The organism is Candidatus Zymogenus saltonus, from assembly GCA_016929395.1.
GTDB classification, from domain to species: domain Bacteria; phylum Desulfobacterota; class Zymogenia; order Zymogenales; family Zymogenaceae; genus Zymogenus; species Zymogenus saltonus.
The window spans coordinates 49,903-62,139 of record JAFGIX010000027.1 but is presented as its reverse complement, the minus strand read 5'-3'; the positions used below and the strand labels follow the sequence as shown (position 1 = coordinate 62,139).

General features: G+C 53.1%; 10 protein-coding genes. 6 read left to right on the top strand and 4 right to left on the bottom strand.

Translation table 11 applies throughout. The annotated features are described in order from the left end of the window. Window positions 1-66: 66 nt before the first annotated feature. Both JW984_05735 and JW984_05730 read left to right on the top strand, forming a co-directional pair. Window positions 67-1,305: an LCP family protein gene (locus JW984_05735; GenBank protein ID MBN1572683.1), complete on the top strand. Its 1,239-nt coding sequence runs from the start codon at window positions 67-69 to the stop codon at window positions 1,303-1,305. 301 nt (window positions 1,306-1,606) lie between these two features. Next, window positions 1,607-2,680 carry a hypothetical protein gene (locus tag JW984_05730; protein MBN1572682.1) on the top strand — a complete coding sequence of 358 codons (1,074 nt, stop codon included), beginning with the start codon at window positions 1,607-1,609 and terminating at the stop codon, window positions 2,678-2,680. 599 nt (window positions 2,681-3,279) lie between these two features. Here the strand turns inward: JW984_05730 and JW984_05725 are convergent. Together JW984_05725 and JW984_05720 are read right to left on the bottom strand one after the other, a co-directional pair. Continuing rightward, window positions 3,280-3,477, bottom strand: a complete 198-nt coding sequence (locus JW984_05725; GenBank protein MBN1572681.1) for a hypothetical protein — start codon at window positions 3,475-3,477, stop codon at window positions 3,280-3,282. 264 nt (window positions 3,478-3,741) lie between these two features. Next, entirely contained in the window at window positions 3,742-4,962 is a 1,221-nt protein-coding gene (locus JW984_05720; protein MBN1572680.1) for a SpoIID/LytB domain-containing protein, read from the bottom strand. 296 nt (window positions 4,963-5,258) lie between these two features. On the opposite strand from JW984_05720, the gene JW984_05715 reads away from it, so the two are divergent. The 3 genes from JW984_05715 to JW984_05705 all read left to right on the top strand — a co-directional run bounded on the left by JW984_05715 (window position 5,259) and on the right by JW984_05705 (window position 8,742). After that, window positions 5,259-5,696: a universal stress protein gene (locus tag JW984_05715; protein ID MBN1572679.1), complete on the top strand. Its 438-nt coding sequence runs from the start codon at window positions 5,259-5,261 to the stop codon at window positions 5,694-5,696. 12 nt (window positions 5,697-5,708) lie between these two features. After that, the gene (locus JW984_05710; GenBank protein ID MBN1572678.1) at window positions 5,709-8,147 is read left to right on the top strand and encodes a hypothetical protein; all 2,439 of its coding nucleotides are present in this window, start codon (window positions 5,709-5,711) and stop codon (window positions 8,145-8,147) included. A gap of 94 nt (window positions 8,148-8,241) precedes the next feature. Next, window positions 8,242-8,742, top strand: coding sequence for a GNAT family N-acetyltransferase (locus JW984_05705; protein ID MBN1572677.1), 501 nt, complete (start codon window positions 8,242-8,244; stop codon window positions 8,740-8,742). Between the two features lie 261 nt (window positions 8,743-9,003). On the opposite strand, the gene JW984_05700 is transcribed toward JW984_05705, so the two are convergent. Next, window positions 9,004-9,993, bottom strand: coding sequence for a helix-turn-helix domain-containing protein (locus JW984_05700; protein MBN1572676.1), 990 nt, complete (start codon window positions 9,991-9,993; stop codon window positions 9,004-9,006). Window positions 9,994-10,023: 30 nt separating this feature from the next. Beyond that, window positions 10,024-10,584 (bottom strand): isoprenylcysteine carboxylmethyltransferase family protein, encoded by a 561-nt coding sequence (locus JW984_05695; GenBank protein ID MBN1572675.1) that lies wholly within the window; start codon window positions 10,582-10,584, stop codon window positions 10,024-10,026. 221 nt (window positions 10,585-10,805) lie between these two features. Here JW984_05695 and JW984_05690 point away from each other — a divergent pair, with 221 nt between their 5' ends. Then, a complete protein-coding gene (locus JW984_05690) occupies window positions 10,806-12,179 on the top strand; it encodes a CoA-binding protein (protein MBN1572674.1) in 1,374 nt (457 codons plus the stop codon). The last annotated feature ends 58 nt before the right edge of the window (window positions 12,180-12,237 follow it).

Sequence of the window (12,237 nt, the reverse complement as noted above, 5' to 3'; positions counted from 1 at the left end):
TTTTGAAAGAGGAGAATTGGTCAAAAAGGGTAAGTAAGGGTAAGAATAGGAAAAAGAAAAAAATATATGGTAGCAAATAAACCAAATTCTGCAAAAAAGACTTATCGGATCGTTGTCTTTACGTTGGTTATCCTTCTCTCCTTTCAGACCCCCGCCTTTTCAGGCAACTGGTTTGACGAGTGGAAGGATAAGATCATCTATTATCAAGACCTCTTGGAAAAACTGATATTTCTTCCCGACCTCCCTCCCGTAAAGAAAAAGGTCGATATTCTCATCTTAGGGCTCGACGGCAGGAGGGGCCAGAAGAACAGGCGGTCGGATGCCATTCACTGTTTCACCCTTTATCCGTATCAGGGAAAGATAAAGATCGTCTCCATTCCCAGGGGCACCATGAGCGAAAAGATAATGGAGGGAAAAGAGATCATCGCAAACACCTATTCCCTCGGCGGCAAAGAGTTGACGATCGAATCCGTTGAGGAATATCTTGACCTCAAGGTCGATTACTACGTGATCGTCGGTTTTTCCGAGGCCCAGGCGATATTTGAGAAACTCGGCTACAACGGCGAGAAGACCCTGCAGGTGCTCCGCTCCCGAAAGGCCTACGGGATAGGTGATCCCCAGAGGTCCCACAATCAGGCACTCTTTATGGCCAACGAGATAATGAGGAACTACCCCTACTTCAAGAAGTATCCCACCGTCGGGCGCGCCCTCTTGTTTGTGGCCCACGAAATCGTCGATACGAACATGCCCTTCGAGGTTATGGTGCAGATAACGGACCTCTATCTCGAAAATGGAATAAAGGAAATGACGTTGGCGATGAAGCCGCAAAATCACGAGAAGCAGGTCAAAGATATAAGCATCACCCCCGAGACAGTTGATTCGGTCCTCAGAGATCAAAAGAAGATGCTCGATAAATGCGAAGAGGCCGTGGAAAACATCGAGGAGACTAAGGAGGAGGACGCCCCTCCCATGTCCCAGTATCTTGCCGGCCTTATTAATTACAACAAGAGGTACCTTGGGAAGGACGACAGGGGGATAATCTCGAGAAACGGCATCAAATACGAACAACACCTCTGGTATCAGGTAGAAAACGAAAAGCTCTCGGAGAAGCTCCACTTCGAGTTCACGGAGCTTATGTATCAGGCCCACTTCAACCTGGGGGAGTATAAACAGGCCCGGAGCATAGCCCAGTCGTTTATGGATGAGCGGTCTCTTGACCTCATAAACATGGATTACAAGGAAAAGATCGGTCGGATGATAATGAATTGCGAGGAGCAGCTCTATGCCAACTCGTCTGAGAAGTGAGGGCCGACTGGTTTATCATCGATAGCCGATGATCCAGATTTAGGGGAGATCGGTGGTTTGTGTGGTGGGTGATATTTAACCGGGGGGGAGGGGCGGGATTTGAGCAGATGGGCTGAAGCAGGGGGGGGTAAAGCAGGGGGAGATGCTTGAGCAGAGGGACGATGCTTGAACTTAGAGGACGATACCAAATATTGCACGGACTTCGGTTGTGCGGCGGACTTTTTGAATTACGCGGCGTGGGTTACAGATAAAAGAGAAACTTTTTTATTGAAGTATAAAAATATCTAAGAGTTTTTGAAATATGAAAAGAGAGACGGATAAAAGGCGCAAGGAAGGCGCCATCATTAGGTCTTTAATAATATTAATATCAATTGCGGTTTTCTCATCGGCATGCACCTTGGCCGTGAAGACGACGCCCTCAGCAACGGCGCCCATCGAGAGGGAGCTTCAAAGATACGCAATGGGAGTCGTCGAGAAGACCAATCCCTATATCTCCGGGAATATCATCAACCACTCAAGCCAATCTTTTGACTTTATGGGAAAGGAGTTCCCCTTTTACCGCACCCCCTTCTGGGACAAATTTTCTCCCGCCCACTTCGAGATACTCGAAACGGAAGACGAAAAGCCGAATTGCCTCGGGGGACTTCAGCTCAATTATCATAAGTGGGTCACAGCCCTGGCGAGGGAGTTCGGGTATAAAAATCCGGTGGAGATGGTCTACTACGGAAAGGTCTTTACCGAGGTGTTGCGGGGAAAGCTGATCCTCAAAAACGCAGGGAACGTTGACGCATCGATAGTTCGCTCGAAGAAGAGGGACTTCTATTCCTTCTTCGACTACATGGGGCTGAACCACGCCGAGTTTTCGTGGATCGCCTTCGAGCGGATGTACAACAAGCGGTGGGTCGTGGCGATGAAATACGACCCGGAGTCGAGCGTGGACGGCTTCGATTACTGGAAGAACAACAAGAAAGACCTCCCAATAAGGGTGAGACTCCCGATGGTGGAGGGCTTTAGATACATCCCTCGTGAGGGGGATATTGTTGTGGGGCTTTACAACCAGACCAACTACCCCAGACATTACATCAGCCACATTTTGTTCTGCGTAAAGGGCGGTGACGACCCCCTCTTCGCAGAACAGTTCGAGCGGCACGGTTACTTCAAGGCCTTCTCACTCTTGATGAACGAGGAGTTCGACTACGGCTTCGAGGCGATCTTAAGGCCCTTCTATCCGGTGGATCCCGAGAGATTCAACGAGTTCGTTAAAACCCCCCTCTCGGCATACAACGAGCCTATACCGGACGGATCTATCATCCTGGCCCCGAAGTCGAGCATCAGGTCTTACCTTTCAGGACATCTGAAGGCTCAAGCTGATTAGCCGGAAAATAGGCCGGCAGGACAGACAAGACAGGGCACCCCGACAAAAGGTCTATCCTTTAACGGCGGGCAGTTTCCGGGAATGTGGACCGGCCGCTTCAGATTCATCGCACATCCACGTAAAAACCGTTTGCGCCGCAGGAGCCGCTCAGGCCTTTAAGGGAGCGATTGCCGAAGCTTCGGCGGATTGAGGGGATTTCATCCCTCCGCAAATATCGGCTTGACGGGGAAAATGGCGAGGAAAAGGAGTGTCGCCGATACGATTTTTGCACTCAATTCGCCGTGAAACATGAACAAAAAAGGTATTAAAAGATAACCCGGCTCTCGACGGCGGGCGATTGAAAGTGTGGACCCCAAATGCCCATATAATATGAGGCTTATTCTCGATGACGGGCAAACTGGACGTGATCGTGTAAATCCAAAAAGGATAATATCGTCCCCTCTGCCCCTCTGATATATCGGTGATGCTCGAATATCTAATGGCCAATGGCCAACGGCTTATGATGAAAAAATCGCCGATTTCCCGTCAACTCCGGAAAGATGTCCCGTTTAATCGGAAAGCCGCAGCGGCTGCCGATCTTATTGAGCCTGTATATCTGACTACTTCTTCTTGGTCAGGCGTCTGTAGCTTTCGAGAGACATCGAGGCGAAGATGACGACAAGGGCAGCTAATATAAAAGTGAGATAGATCGTCCTGCCCAAAAGGACTATTTTGTTGAAATCGCCCAGCAGCGCCGGATTGAAACAGATTAAAAGCAGTAGACCCCCGAAGACAACCGTCAGGATATGCCAGGACATAATTGACTCCTTATACTAATAGGGATAATAGTATAAGATAATATGGGTTTTGTCAAGGATAAATCATTAGGATAATAGTGGGGGACAAACTCCGATTCTCAATCCTCCGGCCGATATTCAGGGTATTTACGCCGGTCTTTCAATGACTTAATGGCAAAAGATGCAAATCGATTGATTTAAAGGAGAAAAAAAGGTTGCTCTCTGATCGGCGCATTGAAAAGGAAATAGGCAATAACGTCCGGCTTATCAACTCTCAAAAGCCTTTTACCAATCTTTTGCCTCCCCCACCTTCGCCCCGGGAAAGTAAAACTCGATGATCTCCTCGTGGTTCAGGCCCAGCCGCGAGAGCCGAATAGCCCCCTCCTGGCACATCCCCACGCCGTGGCCTAGGCCGCGGCCCTTAAATAGATAGTAACCGCCGGAAATATCCATCTCGAAGAGGGCGCTCTTTATCGTGCTCCACCCCAGCGCCCTGCCTGCGGCGATCCTGAACTCCTCCCCGGAGATCACCCTGGCCTCAGGCCCCGTTATCTCCATCTTTTCAACCCTTCCGGAGGGATCCCTCGAAATTATTTTTAGGCCCTCTGCCTTAACGCCGAATGAGTCGGATAGAAGCGTCCTCATTGTCTCGCCGTCGATCCTCGCCTCCCACCTGAAGTGCCCGCTCCCGCCGCAAAGATAGCCGCCGCGGCCGGGGAGCCTGCACACGACCGGCTTGAGGTACGGGAGGTCGTCTCCCCCCCAGACGTGGGCCGGTGTGGTGGTGACGCCGCCGCAGCAGGCGTGGTAAAAAACCCGGGCCGGCTTCCCATTAAAGAGAAGGAGGCGACCTCTTGTCTCGTCGACCGCCCTTACCGAGAGGGCGGTCTCGACCCCCGCCCCGCCGTAGTGCTGGCAGTGGGTCTTGTCGCAGAAGTCGTAAACGCCGTGCCTCCCCATGTTTCCGAGTACGTACGTCCGGGAGAGGATCGCCTGGGCTTTCACCGCCTCCGGCTCCCGCGCGGAGATCTCGGAGGCCACCACCGAGTATAGGTAGTCCTCTACGGGAACGATGTTTATGACGGCGACCGTGACCCCGTCGTTGTAAATGCGAAGCCGCCCCCTGTAGCTGCGGGATTTCATTCCACCTCGGTCGGAGGCGATGGTCAGGGGCGCTCCGCCCTTCGACCTGATTTCGATCTCACCCGTCGTCTTGTGCTCCCCGTTTCCAAACTTCAAGGAAAGTCTTCCGCCTTCCGAAGCGGTGATAGGGAGCTTCTCGTTTTTGATTACAATCTCTCTTCTCTTAAAGGATACGGTTAGAGGGCCGTTTGAGGAAATGACCGCATCCCCCTCGATCCTCCCTTCGAGAATCCTGACCTTCAGCTCCCTCCCGCCGGGCTCGGCCCCGATAGTATCGATCCCCGCCCATACAGCGGAGACGACAAGAAGCAGGAAAATGAAAACCGCAATTCTCAGGCGTCCTTTGTTAATTCTCGCCTTCATGGTTTACCTTCAGCCGTGCAGAGTTTAGAGATCTTCTTAGTTCTCCGCTCTCGTATTAGTATTAAAGCGGATCGATCCAACGGTCAAGCCTCATACTATTCGATGAATAGTCAAGCTGTCAACAATTTATAGATCGGGGTGTTTTGGTTAAATCGCCGTCAAGCCCGTTAAATCTCCAAACACCTTTTATCTTGACCTTTTTATCTGGTGCTATATTATTATATACAAAGTAAAATCTATTGAGCGCTCATTTTACAATTTTAGCCGATTTATAATATCAAAAGGGGGAGTCAAAGATGTCCTTATATAAGAGAATCCTCGTTGCGGTAGACGGCTCGAGCTGCTCCAACAAGGCGGTCAAGCTCACCGTGGACATGTGCGGACAGTTCGGCGCAGAGATGCACACGATATTCGTAATTTCAGAGATCGTGGTCGACAACTTTAAGCGGCTGGGAAAGCTGGAGTCGAAGGAGGTTATAGAAAAGCTGAAGGGGGAGGGGAGGAAGTATTTCAGGGACGCCAAGGAGCAAGCCAAGGAGGCCGACGTTAAGGTCGTCGAGGTGTTGAAGGCCGGATTTCCGGCCGACGAGATCGTGACTTACGCAAAGAAGAGCAAGGTCGACCTGATTGTCATGGGGACGCACGGGAAGCGCGGCGCCACCCGCCCCCTCATCGGGAGCGTCGCGGACAGGGTCATTCACCTCGCACCGTGTCCCGTGATGGTGGTCCGTTAGGGAAAAACTCCGATGTCCCAACACCCCCTGATAAGACTCCTCTTAAAGAGGCTCTCGGCGGACGAGATTTTCAGTTTCTTTGAGGGGAGGGACGAGTATCCCATCCTGACGAAAAATATAGGACCGATGGTGGAAGAGAGGGGGGACGAGGGGGAGAGGGCCTTCGATCTTGCCGAAAAATACCTCAAGGATGCGGGCGTCTATTATTTGGAATATTATTACAAATTCACCTTTGACGCCGCCGAAGCCCTTGAGGACACACTGGCGGGCTACGATCCCGCCATACACCTAAGAGCCCGAAGAGTCGCATATTTTCTTTCCAAGTACCTTTTTTCCCACCCGGATCCCGAAAGACCCTTTTCCCCCGAAGGGAGAGGGGCGGATATTTTGGATAAGATAAAGGGGGCCAAGGGGGGCGTCCTTTACCTGCCGAGCTATAACTCCCATCTCGACAGCGTTGTGATAAACGTCTTTTTGGACTCACTGGGGCTGGGCCTTCCCTTTTCGGCCCTGGGGGACCTGTTAATCCCGAATCAGGAGATCGAGGAGGAGCTCAAAAATCTCAAGATAGTAAAGGTAACAAAGAAGCTCCTCTGGAGCCCGGCCAGAAAGGCCTACGAGGGAGTCCTCGCGGCATATCTGAGGGCGCTCCTCGAGATCGGGGCCTCCCTCGTGGTTCATGCGGAAGCCTCCCGCTACACCACCAGGAGCATCGACGGCTCCCTTCGGGCCGCGGTTCCGGACTGGATTGTGGAAGCCCTCTTGAAGACGGAGGGGGATGTCACCGTGGTTCCCCTCTCGCTTTCCCTCTCTCGAGTTCCGGAAGACCGCTCCCTCACCCACAGGAGCCCCTTGAGCGGATTTGTGACCTTAAGAGACAGGGCGGTGGATATCCCGGTGGGCGAGTATGTGAGGTTCGGGCGGGGATATTTCTCGAGGCTCTTGTCGGCCGTTTTCGATGGGATGGAGGGGGTCTACGGGAGGGCGTTTGTGACGATGGGGGAGCCGTTTAACGTTAAAGACCTCATAGGTGACCTGAAGGAGAGCGTGGCTCCGGGGGACGTCATAGGGAGGACGGTCCTCGAGGGGGTGGCGAAGAACAAGATGGTGCTCCCGACCCACCTGGTGGCGAAGTCCCTCTACGGCAGGGAGATCCTCTCGGTAAGGGAGCTGAAGCACTCCGCCGAGGAGGAGCTGGAACAGATAACGGAATTTTATCGGGAGAGGTACAAGAGGGACCCGTACCTCGATTCGACCTTCTCCTTGGGGATGGATAGGGTTATCGAGGAGGGGTTGAAGCCATTTTTGAAGAGAAAGATAGTCTCCTCCACGGCCGGATTCAGAAAGAGGTACTGGATAAGGGATTTGAAGCTGGGCCTCTTCTACGCAAATCAGGCCGACCACAGGGTATACCCCCTGAAGGCGGAGGAGAACGTGACCGTCATAAACGCCGGTGCCTTCGGATATACGCTTGCCGTTCATTTAGGGAGAAAATTCGACAATAATCCCGAGTACACAGATTACGGCCTGATCCTCTACGACGCAAGGCCCGGCCTTGTCGAGGCGATCGCGGAGGAGCGTCAGCACCCGACCTTCTTCAAGGGGTATACGCTTCCGAAGGTGGTTCACGTGGAGTCCGACCTGAAGTCTGCGGTGAGAAAGGCAGATCTCGTGCTGATCGTGACCCCGTCCCACTACTTCAGAAAGGCCATAACCGCCGTTTTGGACGCCAACCCCGACCCCTTCGATCTCCTGATCGCCACGAAGGGATTCGAGGTGGAGACGGCGCTCCTTCCCGTCGAGGTCGTCTGGGAGGAGCTGGAGAAGAGAGTCAGGAAGGACGACATAAGGCTTGCGGTGGTCTCCGGCGCGAACCTCGCCGATGAGATCATCAGCGGGCAGATAACCGCCACTCAGCTCGCCGCCGAAAACGAGGAGCTGGCGCTGAATCTCAAGGAGCTTTTGGAGACTCCCAACTTCATCGTTCACTTAAGCCGTGACCTCGTCGGCACGCAGCTCGCCGCCGCCATGAAGAACGTCTACGCCATCGCCTACGGCATCTCGGCGGGGTCGAAGGAGGTTTCCGTCAACTTCACCTCTACTCTCGTCACCAGAATATCTGCAGAGATAAAAACCCTCGCACTGGCAATGGGGGCGGACGAAGAAACTTTCGGCCCGGAGGGACAGGCGTGGATGGCCGACTTTCTGGCCACGGCCCAGGGGGGGAGGAACAGCCAGTTCGGGAGGTCACTGACCAAGTGGTCGGCACCCTTCGCCCTGAGGCGCTTCAAGGAGGAGAAGAAGAACGTGGAGGGCTACAGCGCTGTCGGGGCGGCGGTAAAGCTATCTGAGAAATACGATGTGAGGCTCCCCATCGTCGAGGTGCTGGCGGATATCCTCTACGAGGGGGGGGAGGTCGACCCGAGGCGGTTCTTGGAGAGCGGGAGGTAGCATGAATAATTTCGGGAATCGCTAAGTTGGCGGGCAATAAACCGGAAGACGAAGATTAATATTGAAATATGAAATAGGTGAAATGGGATGTAGTATGGGGCTTGAAAATTGCGAAATCCGGGGGGCGACGACAGATGACGTTTCCCTCATTACGTCGATCATCCGAAGGTCGTTTATAGACGTGGCGGACAGGTTCGGTCTGACCAAAGAAAACACCCCGACGCACCCGGCGTACATGACCGAGGAGAAGATAAGGGGGGCGATGGAAAAGGGGACCGCCTTTTTTATCTTGGAGGATGGGGATAACGCGATAGGTACCGTCGCCCTCGAGGAATCGGGGAAATCGCCGGGCGTCTTCTACGCCGAGAGGCTTTCCGTCCTTCCTGAATTCAGGAAAAGGGGCGCCGGGGGTCTCCTGCTCGGCCGCGCCGTCGATGAGGCGGTGGCGCTCGGGGCGCATCGGGTCGAGATCGGAATTATATCGGAGCAGGCCGAGCTTCAGCATTGGTACGAGGGGTGGGGCTTTCGGGTGAAGGGGAGAAAGAGGTTTGACCATCTGCCGTTTACGGTCACGTTCATGGAGATGGAGGTGTAGCTCGCGCCCTCTATGTTTTCTGGTTCTTCAAGGGTTTCGGTTAAAATTCGGGACGCAATCAACTTCTCACAAATCCTCGAATTCCTTTAAAACCGTTATCTTATCGGTGGGGGGAGGTCGGTGGGGGCGGTTGCCCCCTTATCGTCTATGAACAAAATTCTCCGCCCCGCCCGTCCGATATTAACTGCCCTGAAAGAGACTGGATACCCGTCACCCTTTCTTGCATTAAAGAGCAGCCCGTTTCATCACACCTGCCTTCAATTACACGGGAATGTCCTTCCCCTTGAAGAGCGCCACGGCAATTAGGGAGAACAGGGCGAAGTATCCCAACAGGATAAGGGGATTTGCCGCCGAGATCGAGCCGTGGATCAATATCTCGCCCGGCCTGTAGAAGTGGAAGAGGCTCAAGAACGGGAGATACTCCAGAAACGAGATCACCTTTATCAAAAGCTCCTCGTAGGCAAACATGGCAAACATTATCCCGATCGTGATGAAGAGGGTGTAGTTCTGCTGGGGGATAAAAACCGAGACGAGGAGCGAGACGGAGCCGAAGGCAAGGCAGAGGAGAAATCCGGAGAGGAAGGCGGCGGCGAGGATGTCGAGCCTCACCGGCATCCCGAGGATGACGAGCCCGATTATCGTGAAGGCGAACGTCAGGAGGGTCGCCAGCGCCAGTATAATCGCCGCGGCGATAAGCCTGATCAGGATTAACCCCGCCCTCGTTATCGGGCACGAAAGGAGGATGTCTATAGTGTTCTCCTCGATCTCCTTTGCGACGATCTTGGAGGCGATGATCGATGAGAAGACGCCGAAGTCTTGCCGAATCTTGCTTATCGCTTTACCCTTATTGCTGTCGATTTTACCAATATTGCCCTCGTAGAGGTTCCCCGTCCGGCGCCACCGGCTGGCGTTCATCTTGAAAAAATCCTTGAAGGCCCTGGCGAACGGAGCCGACCCGGAGAAGCCGCAGTCGAAGGCGATCTCGGTGATCGTCTTCTTAGGATTATTGATGAGCTGTACGGCCGCCTTCTCGACCCGGATCCTCTGTATGTGCCGGTTCAGGGTCTCGCCCATGATCGCCTTGAATATCCGGTGGAAGTGAAAGCGGGAGAAGTTAGCGACAGAGGCCAGCTTTTCGAGGGAGAGGTCCTTGTCGATATTAAGCTCGATGTAGTCGACAACGCGGTTTATCCGAGAGATGTACTCGTCTCGAAGGAATTTCGACCTGTCGTTGTCCTTGATTTTATCCATCCCCATAGCCTTCATAGATTAAATCGGGCCTCAGAAAAAGAGGAGATAGCGGGGAACCTCTTTCATGTATTTGCGGTATGAGTCGCCGTACGCCTCGAGGCAGAATCTCTCCTCCTCCAGGGTCGTTTTGTGCATCATTATCTGCACTATTACGGTGGCGGAAAGGATAATCCAGGAGGCTGCGGCGATCCCGATCCCGATCCATGCTACAAAGGAAAATACGTGGATCGGATTTCGGGAGATGCGGTACAGCCCATTTAAGGCGGGCTTGTCCATTGGCGCCTTGGCGAAATTAAACATCGAGACTACATAGGCGGCCATCCCGATAACGAAGACCGATAGCCCCGACCAGAACCAGACTGTGCCCGGCTTCACCGGCACAAATATCGCAAATACGATGGTCCCGAAAAAGAGGATCATCTGGATTGTCAAGAAAATCTTTTCAAATAGATTCTTTGACGGGTGCGTTGTCAGGCGCCTGGCGGCCTCCCTGGGGATTAACGCCATGACCGCCCCGTTGATCAAAAGGTACGCGGAGGAGAACCACCAGCCGTTTACAAGTCCCAGTCGAAGCTCCGGTATTAAATCCATAAGATACACCTCTTGTTTTTGTTTTGTTAGATAGTGTATAAATACCACTTAATCGATTTGGTATCAACGAAAAATTTTTGTCGTCTCTTTTCTATACAGTGAAAAATCTCAAAAAAATTATCACGTCCATCTTTCATTTCGATTCGATGTGTGATATACTATAACCTTTTATGTTGATCCGATATTGTGGATGTAATTGTTGAACAGGTTCAAGACTTGATATGAAAAGTTTTTTCGCCCCCGAGAGCGTTGCCGTGGTGGGGGCCACGGGAAACAAGATGAAGGGGGGCTACCATATTTTTAACAACCTTGTCTCCTACTACAACGACAGGGTATATCCGGTAAATCCAAACTACACCGAGATCGACGGCCACAAGGTCTACCCCTCCGTCTCGGAGCTTCCGGAAATCGTGGAACTCGTCATCATCTTCACACCGGCGGTAACCATTCCTGCGATCGTCGAGGAGAGCGCCTCTTTGGGCATAAAGCGGGTGCAGATCCAGGCGGCGGGCTTCGCCGAGACGGGAGACGATGGAAAGCTGCTCGCAGACCGGGTGATGAAGATCGCAAAAGAGAACGGCATTCGGATATGGGGCCCCAACTGCACCGGCTCCGTTAACTCCGACAATCTCTTCTTCGCCCCTTTCATGCCGGTTATGAACCTCGGCGAGAAATTGGTTAAAGGCAATGTCAGCATCGTAACCCAGACCGGGATGCTGGCGGCCGGCTTTTTGGTACAGGTCCTGGACAGCAACTACTTCGGCATAGACAAGGCGGCCGCCATCGGCAATAAGATGGACGTCGACGAGGTGGACATCCTGGAGTACCTGGCCGGGGAGGACACGACCGGGATCATCCTGATGTATCTGGAATCTATAAACCGGGGGAGGGAGTTCTTAGAGGTTGCGGAAAGGCTGAAGGGTAAAAAGGCGATCGTGCTTTTGAAGGGGGGTAGAAGCCCCGTGGCGGTAAACGCTGCCCTCTCCCACACCGGCTCCCTTGCGGGAGACGACGGGCTGATAGCAGGGGCGCTCAACCAGGCAGGCGTCGCCCGGGTGTGCGGCTTTATAGATATGATGAACGTGGGAAGGGCGCTGTCGCTACTGCCGACGTGGAACGGCGGGAAGAGGATCGGGATAATCACCATCAGCGGCGGCGCCGGGATCGTTACGGCAGACCTATTAAACGACAGGGGGATCGACGTGCCGGAGCTTACCCGTGAGACTACGGCAAGGCTCCAGGAGATATTCCCCCCGTGGATGCCCCCGAAAAATCCGGTGGATATCTGGCCCACCATGGAGATAAGGGGGATCAACGAGGCGTTGGAGATGGTGGTGCCCGTAGTTATGGCGGATGAAAATATCGATGCCGTGATACTCCTCCCCTTCGCCTCCCCGATAACGGAGAATATCGATACGGGGATTTTCGAAAGGGCGATGATGGAGACGAAAAAGCCCGTCTTGACCTGGATGTTCGGATTTATCCCCTCCTTTGAAAAGTTCAAGAGGAATTTCGAGGGGGCGGGGGTGCCGGTCTTCAAAGAGCTCAACCACATCGTCTCCGTCGTCTCTGCGCTGAGGGATTTGAACAGGTAAGGCGATATTATTTTATCATTCCCTTAGGAAACGGGAATCCAGTGAAATAGTATACTGT